12 protein-coding genes are annotated in these 13,400 nt (G+C 45.0%); 6 read left to right on the forward strand and 6 right to left on the reverse strand.

The genetic code is table 11. The features are described from left to right. Positions 1 to 18: 18 nt before the first annotated feature. On the reverse strand, positions 19 to 930 hold the full coding sequence (locus tag ACYFDN_RS07235) for an NAD(P)H-binding protein (protein ID WP_483510581.1): 912 nt from the start codon (positions 928 to 930) through the stop codon (positions 19 to 21). Between the two features lie 92 nt (positions 931 to 1,022). Here ACYFDN_RS07235 and ACYFDN_RS07240 point away from each other — a divergent pair, with 92 nt between their 5' ends. After that, a complete protein-coding gene (locus ACYFDN_RS07240) occupies positions 1,023 to 1,901 on the forward strand; it encodes a LysR family transcriptional regulator (RefSeq protein WP_483510582.1) in 879 nt (292 codons plus the stop codon). 109 nt (positions 1,902 to 2,010) lie between these two features. Here the strand turns inward: ACYFDN_RS07240 and nadN are convergent, their stop codons facing one another. Together nadN and ACYFDN_RS07250 are read right to left on the reverse strand one after the other, a co-directional pair. Further along, a complete protein-coding gene (gene nadN, locus ACYFDN_RS07245; protein WP_483510583.1) occupies positions 2,011 to 3,855 on the reverse strand; it encodes an NAD nucleotidase in 1,845 nt (614 codons plus the stop codon). Between the two features lie 92 nt (positions 3,856 to 3,947). After that, a complete protein-coding gene (locus tag ACYFDN_RS07250) occupies positions 3,948 to 5,249 on the reverse strand; it encodes a DASH family cryptochrome (protein WP_483510584.1) in 1,302 nt (433 codons plus the stop codon). Positions 5,250 to 5,362: 113 nt separating this feature from the next. Here ACYFDN_RS07250 and ACYFDN_RS07255 point away from each other — a divergent pair, with 113 nt between their 5' ends. The 5 genes from ACYFDN_RS07255 (at position 5,363) to ACYFDN_RS07275 (ending at position 10,175) form a co-directional block, all read left to right on the forward strand. Next, positions 5,363 to 5,824: an NUDIX hydrolase gene (locus ACYFDN_RS07255; RefSeq protein ID WP_483510585.1), complete on the forward strand. Its 462-nt coding sequence runs from the start codon at positions 5,363 to 5,365 to the stop codon at positions 5,822 to 5,824. Positions 5,825 to 6,089: 265 nt separating this feature from the next. Continuing rightward, complete coding sequence (locus ACYFDN_RS07260; RefSeq protein ID WP_483510586.1) at positions 6,090 to 6,701, forward strand: CAP domain-containing protein; 612 nt, start codon at positions 6,090 to 6,092, stop codon at positions 6,699 to 6,701. Between the two features lie 298 nt (positions 6,702 to 6,999). Next, positions 7,000 to 7,671 carry a haloacid dehalogenase type II gene (locus ACYFDN_RS07265; RefSeq protein WP_483510587.1) on the forward strand — a complete coding sequence of 224 codons (672 nt, stop codon included), beginning with the start codon at positions 7,000 to 7,002 and terminating at the stop codon, positions 7,669 to 7,671. A 104-nt stretch (positions 7,672 to 7,775) separates the two neighbouring features. Then, positions 7,776 to 8,369 carry a sugar O-acetyltransferase gene (locus ACYFDN_RS07270; RefSeq protein ID WP_483510588.1) on the forward strand — a complete coding sequence of 198 codons (594 nt, stop codon included), beginning with the start codon at positions 7,776 to 7,778 and terminating at the stop codon, positions 8,367 to 8,369. A gap of 306 nt (positions 8,370 to 8,675) precedes the next feature. Then, positions 8,676 to 10,175, forward strand: a complete 1,500-nt coding sequence (locus ACYFDN_RS07275) for an arylsulfatase (RefSeq protein ID WP_483510589.1) — start codon at positions 8,676 to 8,678, stop codon at positions 10,173 to 10,175. Between the two features lie 71 nt (positions 10,176 to 10,246). On the opposite strand, the gene ACYFDN_RS07280 is transcribed toward ACYFDN_RS07275, so the two are convergent. The 3 genes from ACYFDN_RS07280 to ACYFDN_RS07290 all read right to left on the reverse strand — a co-directional run bounded on the left by ACYFDN_RS07280 (position 10,247) and on the right by ACYFDN_RS07290 (position 13,306). Continuing rightward, complete coding sequence (locus tag ACYFDN_RS07280) at positions 10,247 to 11,749, reverse strand: lytic polysaccharide monooxygenase (protein WP_483510590.1); 1,503 nt, start codon at positions 11,747 to 11,749, stop codon at positions 10,247 to 10,249. Positions 11,750 to 12,156: 407 nt separating this feature from the next. After that, positions 12,157 to 12,939: a substrate-binding periplasmic protein gene (locus ACYFDN_RS07285; RefSeq protein ID WP_483510591.1), complete on the reverse strand. Its 783-nt coding sequence runs from the start codon at positions 12,937 to 12,939 to the stop codon at positions 12,157 to 12,159. A gap of 64 nt (positions 12,940 to 13,003) precedes the next feature. After that, entirely contained in the window at positions 13,004 to 13,306 is a 303-nt protein-coding gene (locus ACYFDN_RS07290; RefSeq protein ID WP_016400465.1) for an ArsR/SmtB family transcription factor, read from the reverse strand. Positions 13,307 to 13,400 lie beyond the last annotated feature (94 nt).

Below are 13,400 nucleotides of genomic sequence, written 5' to 3' on the forward strand. Positions count from 1 at the left end.
CGCTCAAGTTTATCGAGCCTAGTTAAGTTTAAGTTGTTGTAAAAATTGGCTAAGCGGGGTGCTTTGATAGCTTTTTTGCAAGGCTTGGCGCATTTTATTGCCATCTAAAATAACCGGTTGCTGCCAGAGATAACGCATCTTCAATACTTCTTTTAGCATCGGCACAAAAGGTGCAATTATCGAAAATCCCCACCACGCGAGGTTTGTGCTTTTTATATTGGTGCCATTACTAGCAAAGGCCTGTTGCCAGTCTTTTCGGCTGAGTGCTAGGCCTGGGTCGTGCCAAACTTCAAAGTCTGCTTGGCTTTGTTCTAGCAGCTGGACGGTATTGGCGCATAAGTCGGGCAAGTAAGACCAAAAGTGAACATGTTCTTGGTTGTGAGGAAAGGCAACTTGGTAGCGATCTTTTTTATGTTTAACCATGGTGCTCACCCAGCTTAAATGGGTGTGTGGGCCAATAAAATCGCCGGCTCGAACAATGGTAACTTTTGCGCCATTCTCACTGGCTTGTTTTAAACGTTGCTCCATTTTTACCCGTATTTGCCCTTTCTCACTGGGCGGGTGCATTGCTTGATTTTCGTCAATCAAACTGGCTTGTGGGTTAAAGTTGTACACGTTACCGGGAAACAAAACGGGTAAGCCAAGTTGCTCCGCCACTTGTAAGCAAGGCTCTAACAGTGACAAGGCTTGTTGTTGCCAGCGGTGATAAGGCGGGTTTAAAGCGTAAACGATTAAATCTACGCCCTGAGCAGCGGCCATTACTTGTTGTTGCTTAAATGCATCGCCCACAATCAGTTTCGCCTCTACGGATGAGGGAACTTTATTCGGGTCTCTAACTAGCGCTTTAATCGACCAACCAGCCTTGCTTAAAGCTAAAGCCATCTCTAAGCCAAAGTTGCCATTTATACCCAGTATTAGTGCTGTTTTCATGATGCCTGTTTCCTTTTTTTGTCTTGATAATTAAATTGTACAATTCATAATCAGATAGTGAATGGCATAAATCTGCTAATGGATATGCATATATGAATAGCGATAACTGGCAATGGTGGCAGTACTTTCTTGGTATTGCTCAGCAAGGGAGTTTGAGTAAGGCTGCACAACTCCTCAGGGTATCGCAGCCCACTTTAAGCAGGCAGCTGCAGGCAATGGAGCAGCAACTTGGCCAGCCCTTATTCGACCGTAGTACTCAAGGTTTAAGCCTTACTTTGTTTGGTCAAAGCATGTTGGAAGAGTGTCAGAACATGCAAAGTAGTGCCGAGCGGCTGCAGCGCTTAGCTGCGGGTCAAACCCAAACCTTAACTGGCAGAGTGCGCCTAGCTGCTAACGAACTAGTGGCTTTGTATTACCTGCCTCAAATAATGCCTCGTTTTATGGAAACCTACTCAGAGGTTTCCTTAGAAATTGAAGTGAGCAACAGCGCCAGCAACCTAGATAAACGTGATGCCGATGTGGCGATTAGAATGTTTCCGCCTACGCAGTTAGATTTGTTATGCCGCAAAGTGTCTGATATCCCTTTAGGCTTTTACGCCAGTTCAGAGTATTTGGCAAAACACGGTGTGCCAAAGGATCAAAGCAGTTTATTTAGCCATAGGGTGCTGGGTTATGACCGCGATCCGCAGTTTGAAGTGGGTGCGCGCCAGTTAGGCATGAACATCAAAAACGAACAATTTTTGCTGCGAACCGACTTTTTGCCCCTGCAGCTTGAGCTGGCCAAGCAACACGCAGGCATAACGGTTACCCACAAACGTTTGGCTGAGGCGGCCGGTTTAATCGAAATTGAATTGGGCTTTGAACTACCGGCTTTACCGGTGTATTTGGTGTGTCATAGGGATGTTCAGCACAACAAAAAAATCCGTGTATTGATGGATTATTTAGCTGAGTACTTAGTGGCTTGTTGCTAGCGATTGTTGTTAAGGGCTAGAGCCAGCGTTGGTTTATTGTAGTGTTAAGCCGCTAAGGTAATAAAAAGCCCGCTAAGTAGCGGGCTTTTAAATTTAGTTTGGTTAAGCCTTAGTTTTGCAGGTTGCCATCGGTATCGTAGAACATTTGGGTGCTGTAGCTTTCTAGCGGCAGCTTGTCGATGGTTCCATTACGTTCTACGTAATCAACAAATGATTGCGCGTAGTCTAGGAAGCTATCTTCAAATTTACTCTCATCAGCAGAGATGTCGGCAAAGCTAAAGTATCCATCACGGCCGCCAGCAATGTAGTTGTTGGTTACCACTGTGAAGCTGTCACTATCGGCCAAGGCTATCCAATCGGTGGTGCCTTTCGCTTTAACTTCTACGTCGTATAAACGAGAGCCAGCAGCTTGTGACATATCCACCTTGTAACGTAAACCAGCAGCGTAAGGGTAAGCGCCAGTAGAGCCTTCTGGATCTAGCGAGTAATCTACAGCTTCGTTAAGTACCGTTTTAATTTCTGCACCAGTCATTTCCAAGTAAACCAAGGTATTCGCGAAAGGCAGTAAGGTGTAGGCATCGCCAATGGTGTAATCGCCTTGTGGTACGTCGTTACGTACGCCGCCGGCATTTTGAATGGCTACGTCGCCACGTATGGCTTGCTCCAAAAAGGCTTGAGCTACAAGGTTTGAAATATCTGAACCATTAGCGCTGGTGGCCGATACATCACACAAGGTGCTACGGCCTTGGCCCGGAATGCGCTCAAAGCATAGGTTTTGTGCCACGTCGCCTACTACTGATTGTTTTAGCACGTCCACTTCTTCGGCATAAACAGCTAGTAAATCTGTAGCATTAGCGTCGGCTGTAACAATCGATAAGTTAGGGTTGGCGGCTACCGCGTCGGTAACTGCAGTGCGAGTTGCACCGGTAAGCTCAACGCGGTCACCGTTAGTGTCTTTGCGCATAAAGCTGTCTGCTAGCAATAGGTGAGGGGTACCTGCACAGCTTTCTAACTGGCCGTTGCCATCGAAGGTAACAGCTAAATCACCCACTACAGCTGAGTATTGCCAAGCTTGGGCAACACATACTGGGTCGCCATCTAAGTTGCTTACCATGGTTGGGTAATCACCTGCACTGTTTAGGCCTAGATCTTCAAAGTCACCTAATAGGGTGTGTGAGTCACCACCAATGATCACATCTACATCGGTAAGTTTTGCGGCTAGTTCTAGGTCGTTTTTGTACTGATAGTGAGTTAACAAAATGATGTTGTTAACGCCTTTTTCTTTTAGCTCATCGATGTACATTTGCGCCGTGCTGGTTTCATCATGAAACTGAGTGGTGGCATCAGGGCTTGAAGAGTTTTTAGTTTTAGTGGCAATGTCGATACCGATTATACCCACCTTGGCATCGCCAAATGACTTAATCATGTATGGCTGGAAGTAATCCCAACGGGTAGTTGGTGCAAGCGGCGATACACCAACTTCAGGCTCTACGTTGGCAGCCAATACTTGGGTTTGGCAAGTTGGGCTATATAAAAACTCTAAGAAGGTTTTTAAGCCAGCATCGCCGCCATCAAATTCGTGATTACCTAAAGCGAAAGCGTCAAAACACACTTCGTTCATTAAGGCTGCATCGGCTTCGCCTTTAAATAGGGTGTAGTAAAGATCGCCGGTAATTGCGTCACCCGCGTGCAGTTTTAATACATTGTCTTTACTTGCGGCCAGTTCATTGATTTTCGCAACAACTTTTGGAAAACCGCCTACCGAAACTCGAGTTGCTTCGCCCGCTAGGTTTAAGTCTATACCGCTATCAGCTTGTAAATGAGAGTGGTGATCGTTGATATGCAGTACGTTAATGCTAAGTGGCTGAGGGCTTGGGGTACTGTCGTCGTCATTACAGGCAACTAAAGCAACACTAAGGGGAAGAAGGGCTAACCATTCCTTGCGAAAATTCATCTTTACTAACTCCGTTTAGATAGAAAACTCTAAACACTAGAGAGTTTAGATGAACCATAGATGAACTATTTTTGTTAGTTTTATGTCGGTGGCTAAACTGGCCAGTCAACCATGTTGGTATGGTCGCTTGGTAAACTGCCTAGCTCTCCCTGCCAACGTTTAATAAATTGCTTATTTGGGTCAAACATTTTGCTTTGTTTATCGATGTCGAAGTGGCGACCACCAAGTGGGTCTGCACCTACTCCTGCAATGTATTGCCAATTCCCCCAGTTACTAGCCACATCGTAATCAATCAAGCGTTGTTCAAAGTAGGCCGCGCCATAGCGCCAGTCTACTTGCAGTTCGTTTACTAGGCAGCTAGCGACAGCTTGTCGGCCTCGATTCGACATCCATCCGCTGCTGTTTAGTTGATGCATTAGCGCATTTACCAAAGGGTAGGCCGTATTGCCCTCGCACCATTGCTTAAAGCGCTGGGCGTAAAAGCTGGTATGTAAGGTTTTGCCGTTAACCCCAGAAAAACTAAACAGCTTGCTGCTATGCGCGCGGGCATACCAATAAAAGTACTCGCGCCAAAGCAGTTCAAAGTAAATCCAATAGCTGGATTCATTAGCGCCGTGATTTGCCTCGTAATTACGTAAAGCCTGTAAAACTTGCTTAGGGCTAACAGCGCCATGGGCGAGAAACGGCGAAAAGCCAGTTGAGAACAGCTCGCCGCTTAGGGCGTTACGGGTTTGTTTGTAGTGGCTTGCAGCAGTGGTTGAAAAGTAATGCTCAAGATGATTACAAGCTGCTTGCTCACCTGCTTGAAAATCGCTTGAATGATGTTCTTGCAGTTTAATTAGCGGTGCAGGGCTTAAGTTACTTGGCACTTTAGGTAGCTGATATAAGGTGGGTAAGGGCTCTGCTATCGCAAGCTCTTCTACTTGCTTACGAAAGGGCGTGAAGCTTGTTGGTAAGTTGCTTAAATCAAAAGGTAATTGCTGTTGCTCAAATAAGCTGTTGCTGCTGGCGGAGTGAAAGCGGATCTGCGGATAGGCAAGCTGCAGGGCAAGCCATTGCTTGGCTTCGTCACTGCCTGGGTGCACACTTCTGCCAATATCGGTGATGCGATAGTGTTGAATGTAAAGGGCGACTTGCTGCTCAAAATGACCATGTTCGATAAACAACTGTTGGCCAAGTTGATTTAAGCTAAGATTGAGTTCACTTAAGGTCTGGTTTAAGTAGGCCTGTTTGGCCAAGCTTACCTTGGTTTGACTGAAGTGTTGCACAAAGGGGCTAGTGGTTTGGTTTATGTAAACGCAAATGAGCTGGTCAACTTGCCCCGCGAGTTGTTTAAGTGCAGGGTTGTCTTGCACTCTACAATCGTTATCGAAAATAAACAGCCCTAGTCGCATTTTTGCTTTCCAATATTGGTGGCGAATAAATTAGTTTACGTATCTGCTTGATATTCAGTTTAATCTGGCGAGTGTTTGGCTGCTTAGTTTTTCTTTTACCATAGGAAATTACCATGATCCCTTTGAATACTTCGATAGTGGCTGGCGTGGCTTTGTCGCAAATCGACGGTGAAACCAAAATGTTGCTTATGAAGCGAACCAAGGGCAATTATTGGTGCCATGTAGCGGGGCATATTGAAGGGGATGAAAAAGCCTGGCAGGCGATAATTCGAGAGTTTAACGAAGAAACCCAAATTGAGGTGAAACAGCTATATAACGGCCAAATTCTTGAGCAGTTTTTTGAAGCTAATGTAAACGTGATGCAAATTATTCCGGTATTTGTGGTGTTTTGCCCGGCTGAGCAGGCGGTAGTGTTGAACCATGAGCATAGTGAATTTCGCTGGTGTAGCTTGCAAGAAGCCTGTGACTTGGTGCCTTTTCCAAATCAGCGAGAAGTGTATCAACAGGTTTGGCAGAACTTTGTTTTAAACAAACCCCACCCTTTGTTTGAGGTAGATATAAGCTCACTTAGTTAGCGGATAAACTTGGTGCGGCAGGTACTGTTAATGATAATTCTTTGATTAATCATCTCTGCAGGTGTTAGTCTAAGTGCATGTTATTTATGGATTTGTACTATCTATTTAGTGTGCATTTAGTGCACTTGTAACTTGTTATGAAGATACTACAAATTTAGTGGTTTTCCGTTCAAATGAGCGTAAAGCATGGTTTTAATTAAGCTTTAGCGAATAGAGCTGTTCAGTTTTTTGGCGATGTTCGCTTCCTCATCTTATAGGTTTGTAGATGTATTTCTCTAAAGTATTACCTTTGTCTTGGTTGTTGTTACTTGCACTTAGTGGCTGCGGAGGCTCAAGCGATTCGCCAGAACCTCAGTCGGATGAAGAGGTGACTCCGGTCAACCCAGTTGAGCCAACAGAACCAACAGAACCAGAGCCCAATGAGCCGGTTGATCCAGACCCTAGTGAACCGGTAGATAATTCATTACAAGCCAGTATGCTGCGCTTAGTTAATGAAGCTCGCGGTGAAGGCCGTAATTGTGGCAGTACATTTTACCCAGCCGTTGCGCCTTTAAGCTCGAACCTGTCTTTGCAATTGGCCGCTGAAGAACACTCTAACAACATGGCTAACTATGACTTCTTTTCTCACACAGGCTTAGATGGCTCAAGCTCTGCTACTCGAGCTAGTGCTCAGGGTTACAGTTGGTCCTATGTGGGAGAAAACATTGCCGCTGGGCAGCGCTCGGTAGAGGCTGCAATGAATGGTTGGCTTGAAAGCAGTGGCCATTGCGCCAATATCATGAATGCGAACTACACCGAGTTAGGCGCCGCAAAGGCCGAAAATGCCAGCAGCAGTTATGGCATTTATTGGACTCAAGTTTTTGGCGCGCAACGTTAGCTTATTAAGCGAACTTACTAATTGATTTAACCAAACCCAGGGCAGGGGCTCTGGGTTTACGTTTATCTGGCGCGGATCTTGGCTATTTCCTTTTCATCAATGCATAGCCCAGCGCCGATGTATTGAAGTTAACCCCCATGTTATCGAAGTTCTTAAACAGGTTTACTCGAACAAAATTTTAGCGGCCAAAGATCAACAGACCCCCGTTAAACATAAAACAATTGGCGATTTTTGTTGATGGGTTCAAAACACTATGGCTTTGTTTTGTTATTCTGCAATTTTGAGGGGAGTGAGTTTGATGGCAACAACACTGGCTTTTGATGTTTATGGCACCCTTATCGACACCCAAGGTGTTCTAAATAAACTGCGCGAATATATGGGCGAGCAGGCCGCGCCTTTTTCACAAGCTTGGCGAGATAAGCAATTAGAGTATTCGTTTCGCCGAGGCTTAATGCAAAACTACCAAAACTTTGCCTTGTGTACCGCGCAAGCCTTGGACTATTGCTGCCAAGTGTTTCAGGTGCCACTCACTGGGCAACAAAAGCAGAGTTTGTTGGCTATTTACAAAGTATTGCCCGCTCATCCCGATGCAAAACAAGCCTTAGCAGGCTTACAACACGCGGGTTTTAGGCTTTATGCTTTCTCTAACGGTCAGCAAGCTGCAGTTGAACTGTTACTAGAAACTGCTGAGATCCGGCCATTTTTTAGTGCAGTGGTTAGTGTTGATGAGGTAAAAAGTTTCAAACCTGATCCAGCGGTTTACCAGCATTTTCTTAATAAAACTCAAAGCCAAGCCAAGGATACTTGGTTGGTTTCTTCTAATTCCTTTGATGTTACTGGTGCGGTTTCGTCAGGTTGGCAGGCTGCATGGGTACAACGGTCGCCAACTGTGGTGTTTGACCCCTGGGAGCTAGCACCCACCGTTACTATCACCTCCTTATTAGATTTAGCGGAGGCCTTGCCGGGTTAAGCAGGCTGTTTTATTTTGAACTCGCGCTAAGTTTACGGCCTTGTATATTGCTACAGTGCTGCTCGTAGACAGGTATTCATTTCAAGCTGAAAGGTAGTTGTAATATGGCGCAAGTAGATAAAAAACATTCGCAACAAATTTACTATTTTGATGACGCTACTTTTGCAGAGCAAACCCAATGCCAAGAAGTGATTTACGATTACAACCATAGTCGGCCTTCCGAAATAGAACGACGTGCTAAGTTACTTAAACAAATTTTTGCTGAAGTGGGCGAAGATTGCATGATAGAGCCGCCATTGCAGGCCAACTGGGGAAAGCATACTCACTTAGGTAATAAGGTTTATGCCAATTTTAACCTCACCTTAGTAGACGATACGCATATCTACATTGGTGACTACACCATGATTGGCCCGAATGTCACCTTGGCAACAGCCGGTCACCCAATAAACCCAGAACCGAGAAAGCAGGCTGCTCAATTTAATGTGGCTATTCATATTGCCAGTAATGTGTGGATTGGTGCTAATTCGGTGGTATTGCCGGGGATTTCGATTGGAGAAAATAGCGTTATAGGGGCGGGCAGTGTGGTGACCAAAGATATTCCCGCTAACGTGGTGGCAGTGGGTAACCCCTGTAAAGTATTACGTGAAATTAGTGAGCGGGATAAGCAGTTTTATTACAAAAACTTAGCTTTTGAATAAGGGAGTTTGTCCGCTACTAGGTTTGCTGGAGCGCTTAACTAAAGCACGCACAGCGATTATTTCATTGGTCTTCGCCCTATTCGAAGACATTTATTGTTCTAATAAGTAGCTTTCCTCTTTTGTTTGCACCTACTAAGTTGACGTAAAGCGAATCTTTCCTACCTTTACAGTAACTACCGAGTAAAAAATCATTAACTCTACATTAGCTAGAGCGGTTGCCTCTCTAGGTATTTGCTGCTGTTTGGGTTGTTGGCATTTTAGGCTGAGCGCGACGCTCATTAAGCGACACAATATTAAGGACTAACTATGAAAAGGATTTTGGCTACTTTGGCGTTAATACTTGGTTTAGGCTTTATGTCTTTAGCTTACGCCAAGCCAGATAAACCTAATATTTTTGTTATTTTTACCGACGATGTAGGAATCTCAAATTTAAGTGCCTACCACCGCGGCGTAATGAGCAGTGAAACGCCGAATATTGATAGTATTGCCGAAAAAGGCATGTTGCTCACCGATTACTATGCTCAACCTTCTTGTACTGCTGGGCGCTCAGCCTTTCTTACCGGGCAGTTTCCTGTGCGCACTGGTTTACATTCGGTGGGTTTACCTGGTGGGCCGGTTGGGTTAAACCCGGATACTCCTACGCTGCCAGAGCTGCTAAAAACCATGGGCTATCGCACCGGGCAATTTGGCAAAAATCATTTGGGTGATCGTGATGAGTTTTTGCCTACCATGCACGGTTTTGATGAGTACTGGGGCTGGTTGTATCACCTTAATGCGATGGAATATACCGAAGATCCAGATTGGCCAAAAGATCCTGCTTTTGAGCAGTTTGCTCCGCGCAATGTTATTTACGCTAAGTCAGATGGGAAAGGTAATCAAACCATAGAAGATGATGGCCCGTTAACTAAAAAGCGTATGCAGACTCTCGACGATGAAGTAAACAAACATGCCATTGATTTTATTGAGCGAGCTGTGAAAGCAGATGAACCATTTTTTACTTGGTATTGCCCGTCTCGAGGTCATGTTTGGACACACCTTTCACCAGAATATGAAGCAATGCTGGGTCAAAATGGCTGGGGCTTGCAAGAAGTAGTGATGAAAGACTTAGACGATCACGTTGGTGAAATGCTCGCAAAACTCGAAGAACTAGGCGTTGCTGATAATACCATTGTGATGTTTACCGCCGATAATGGTCCAGAAATTATGACTTGGCCCGATGGTGGAATGACCCCTTACCATGGGGAAAAAGGTACCACTTGGGAGGGGGGAGTTAGAGCGCCGCTATTGGTGAGTTGGCCAGGCAAGATTCCAGCGGGAAAAGTCCATAATGGCATGTTTGATGGAATGGATTGGTTGCCTACATTGGTTAGCGCAGCTGGTGGGCCAGAGGATTTAAAACAGCAAATGTTAGAAGGCTTTGAGGGCTTCAAAGCCCATTTAGACGGTTACAATCAGCTAGATATGTTAATTGAGAACAAACCGTCGAATCGCGAACATATCATCTACTATGAACGAGACAAGTTACAGGCTGTGAGGGTAGGTGATTGGAAAGCACACTTCGTTGTGCAAAACCAAGGCTGGAGTGGACCAAAAGAAGAGCTAAACGCGCCTCTGTTATTTAACCTACGTCGTGACCCTTATGAGCGAGCCGCTGAAGAGTCAGGAATGTATATTAAGTGGATGGGTGAAAAAATGTGGGCATTTGGTCCAGCTCAAGCAGCGGTGCAGAAGCATCTAGCGAGTTTTGAGAAGTGGCCAGTGGTGACAGCCAACGATGCCGCCAATGTTGGTGGTGTTGGCAACTAAAGTTTTCCTTATCTGTAAACGTCAAAACCAAAGCCAGCACTATGCTGGCTTTGTCGTTTAAAAGTATTGGTCTATTGGCAGATATCTCCCGTTAATACAGGTACTTCTGAGCTTCCATTGCTACTGCCTTGGAAACCAAAACTGACAGTCTCGCCAGGTTCTACTTTGGCATTCCAAGCTGCGTTGCTTACTGTGTAAGGACCGTCACCAGAAAGCACGCCATTCCAAAGTTGGGTAATGCTACTGCCATCGCTATAGGCCCAAGTTACTTGCCAACCGTTAATCGCTTGCTCACCAGTGTTGATAATGCGAACTTCTGCGTTAAAGCCTGATCCCCATTGGTCAACAATTACGTACTCACAACCTGCTTGGCTTGGCGGTAGTGCAGTAATTACCAGCTCTTGGTTACTGCTGGTTTCTAACAAGCCATCTGACACAGTGAGCACAACTGCGTAGCTACCGGCTGCTTCATATTCGTGATTAGCAGTCACGCCAGTGGCTGTATAACCATCACCAAAGTCCCATTGATAACTAAGGGTATCGTTTTCTGCATCGCTAGAGCCGCTAGCGTCGAAGCTGGCAGTCAAGCCTTGGCTGCTTGCATCAAAGCTGGCTATAGGCGCGGTGTTGGCGGTGGACTTAACGTCAATACTCACTAGCGCTGGGGTGGATTCTAGTGCTTCGTTGTCGGTTACGCTAAAGCTAAAGTTGTCGGTGCCAACAAAACCCTCTGCTGGTGTGTAGCTTAAAGTGGGCGGCGTACCGCTTAAAGTACCATTGATTGGCTGACTAAGTATTTGATAGCTTGTAATTTCTCCACCGGTATCGCTGCCACTTAAGGTTATGCTAACGGGCGTATCTTGGGGAGTGGAAACTTGTTGTGGAGTGGCTATTGGCGTTCCCAAGGTATCTTCGGAGTAAGCTAAATCAATACAGCCATGGAAGCGCTCATAGGTCCAAGAGTTGCGGCCCCATTCGCCATAGATCACTTGGTGACCACTACGCTCAGGCAGGGTACAAGTGGTGGTAAAGGTCACCGCCTCTTTATTTGCGACTACCGCTGGATTGGCATTAGGTTGGCTATCATCGTAGGGCAAAACACAGAAGGGCTCTGCCTCAAAATCATCCCATGTTAAAGCTTTGCTTGGGTCAAATACAAAGCCAGGTTTAGTTATCCAGTAATGAAATTCACGGGTATCAGAGAAGTGGTTTCCCCATTGAATGTTCCACGTTATGTCTAAAGGGCCTGCTTGAGCAGCTTGCCCTGGCCAGCTTGTGGCTACATCCCATGGAGTTGCTGTACCCTGCCATGTTTCGCTGTCAAAACCACATACATTGTTGGGCAGCGGCGAAACCACTGCGCGGCCTTCGGTATGAGTGAGTACACTCATAAACTTATAGCCACCTTGTGGGTCATTTTCAAAAGCGTCAATACAATGAGCGCTGCTAGCTTGATCAGGTTTTTCTGTTAAGCCACACAGCGCATTTCGTGATGGTGGATCTACGATTAAACCATGCGCAAATGCTTGGCTGGTTCCTAGTAGACATAATGAAAATATTAGCTTGTTAGTCATGTTATTCCCTTTTGTTGTGAGTGGAATGAACACCAGCTTGAAGCCAGCGCGCAACCTACCGTTATCAAGGCTGTTTGTTATAGTTTTCAACCTTGGTAAAGCTCAAATAACTACGACTACTCACTTCCGTAATGATTGTTGAGTTAATTAAGGAACGTAGTTGAGCTTATTGCGCGATTCCAGAAATCTGCTGAAGCAAGGCTTTAGTGAGTTTCATTGGTAATTGATTATGTTGTCACTAATCACATTTTTTTGGTAAAAGAATCAATAAAAGAGGGGTAAGGCTGGAATGTTTGCTGCTGGTATTGGTTTGAGTGCTGGGATAAATCACATTTAGCAAATAAATTTTGAATGATATTTAAGCAAGTATAAAAGGCTGCAGCTGATGCCGTATTGGGTATTCACTATTATTTAAGCATTAGAATACCGTTGTTGAGTTGGGCATTTATATTGTGTTCATGTTTGATTTTTTGGCGCCACTTTGTGGCTATCTGCTGCAGTACTCCTTCCGCTTGCATGTCCTTAAAAGCCTGTTGCCATTGCTCTGCGTTGTTAAACTGCTTAGACATCGCAATATACACAGCTTGCTGTTTGAGCTCTCTAAGTAAAATAAAGCTACTGGGGTCTAAGCCAAGTTCACTGGCAACAATCTGTAAACCGGCACTCTCATAAGCAATAGTGCTAATTCGTTTTCTAGCTAACAATTGGATGTTTAGCTTATGGCTACTGTTTACCGATAAGTTGCTTAATCCTTTTTGGGCAAGCCATTCGTGGCGAATATCACCGTTTGCCACGCCAATAGTTGGGTAATCGGTTAGCTTTTCATAGGTGTTTGGATTGCTTTTTAAGCCATACAAACCCCATGTTTTAATAAGAACCGGTCCAATCCAATTGAGCTTTTGATCGCGCTCAGCGTTACGGCTAAAGGAAAACACCATGATGTTGTGGTTATGGTAAGCAGTTTTTAATGCGCGTGCTTCAGGTACCATTTCTAGCTTGGCATCAATGTTTAAACGTTTCGCTAGAGAATAAACAATATCAACCACATAGCCTTGAATTTGGCCATCTTCATCTAGGTAGCTGGCGGGTGGTTCATTTACAGTAATAAACCTAATCGGCGAGCTCGAAGCTACCGCCTGACTAAGGGTAAAGTGAGCAACAATTAGCGCAAATACCAAGGGTTTTAACATAGAGTGAACAGAGTGCTTGAATGGACTAAGTGTAGTTCAAACTCTTGGTGTTAAAGTTTCTTAATCAGTTATTGGCAGTTTGTTCGTCGGCACAGCATTCGTCTTGTAAAAAACTAATTACCGTTTGCAGGCATTCAAACTCAGCAACGCAATACAGTGTTCGTCCTTCCCTGCGCTGGCTAAGCAAGCCTGCAGATACCAAGCTGGATATGTGATGCGACAAGGTTGAGCCTGGAATGGCCAACTTTTCTTGTAATCCGCCTACTGCGATACCGCTGTAGCCCGCCCTTACAACACTACGGTAAATGCTTAGGCGAGTAGGGTGGCCCAGTTCTTTTAGGGCTTTAGCGATGCTTTCAGTATTCATAGAGGGTTCTCTTCAAACGTATATTTCGATATTACTAGAAATATCTTGTTTTTTCCAATGCTCAAGTATATATTTCGAATAATCTAGAAATTTG

It is taken from the genome of Agarivorans sp. D1326, assembly GCF_056958115.1.

Bases quoted from the DNA above. Each gene is read 5' to 3' on its own strand.
- ACYFDN_RS07250 (WP_483510584.1), bottom strand. From the start codon at position 5,249: ATGCGACTAGGGCTGTTTATTTTCGATAACGATTGTAGAGTGCAAGAC.
- ACYFDN_RS07285 (WP_483510591.1), bottom strand. From the start codon at position 12,939: ATGTTAAAACCCTTGGTATTTGCGCTAATTGTTGCTCACTTTACCCTT.
- ACYFDN_RS07265 (WP_483510587.1), top strand. From the start codon at position 7,000: ATGGCAACAACACTGGCTTTTGATGTTTATGGCACCCTTATCGACACC.
- ACYFDN_RS07255 (WP_483510585.1), top strand. From the start codon at position 5,363: ATGATCCCTTTGAATACTTCGATAGTGGCTGGCGTGGCTTTGTCGCAA.
- ACYFDN_RS07270 (WP_483510588.1), top strand. From the start codon at position 7,776: ATGGCGCAAGTAGATAAAAAACATTCGCAACAAATTTACTATTTTGAT.
- ACYFDN_RS07240 (WP_483510582.1), top strand. From the start codon at position 1,023: ATGAATAGCGATAACTGGCAATGGTGGCAGTACTTTCTTGGTATTGCT.
- ACYFDN_RS07290 (WP_016400465.1), bottom strand. From the start codon at position 13,306: ATGAATACTGAAAGCATCGCTAAAGCCCTAAAAGAACTGGGCCACCCT.
- ACYFDN_RS07280 (WP_483510590.1), bottom strand. From the start codon at position 11,749: ATGACTAACAAGCTAATATTTTCATTATGTCTACTAGGAACCAGCCAA.
- nadN (WP_483510583.1), bottom strand. From the start codon at position 3,855: ATGAATTTTCGCAAGGAATGGTTAGCCCTTCTTCCCCTTAGTGTTGCT.
- ACYFDN_RS07275 (WP_483510589.1), top strand. From the start codon at position 8,676: ATGAAAAGGATTTTGGCTACTTTGGCGTTAATACTTGGTTTAGGCTTT.
- ACYFDN_RS07260 (WP_483510586.1), top strand. From the start codon at position 6,090: ATGTATTTCTCTAAAGTATTACCTTTGTCTTGGTTGTTGTTACTTGCA.
- ACYFDN_RS07235 (WP_483510581.1), bottom strand. From the start codon at position 930: ATGAAAACAGCACTAATACTGGGTATAAATGGCAACTTTGGCTTAGAG.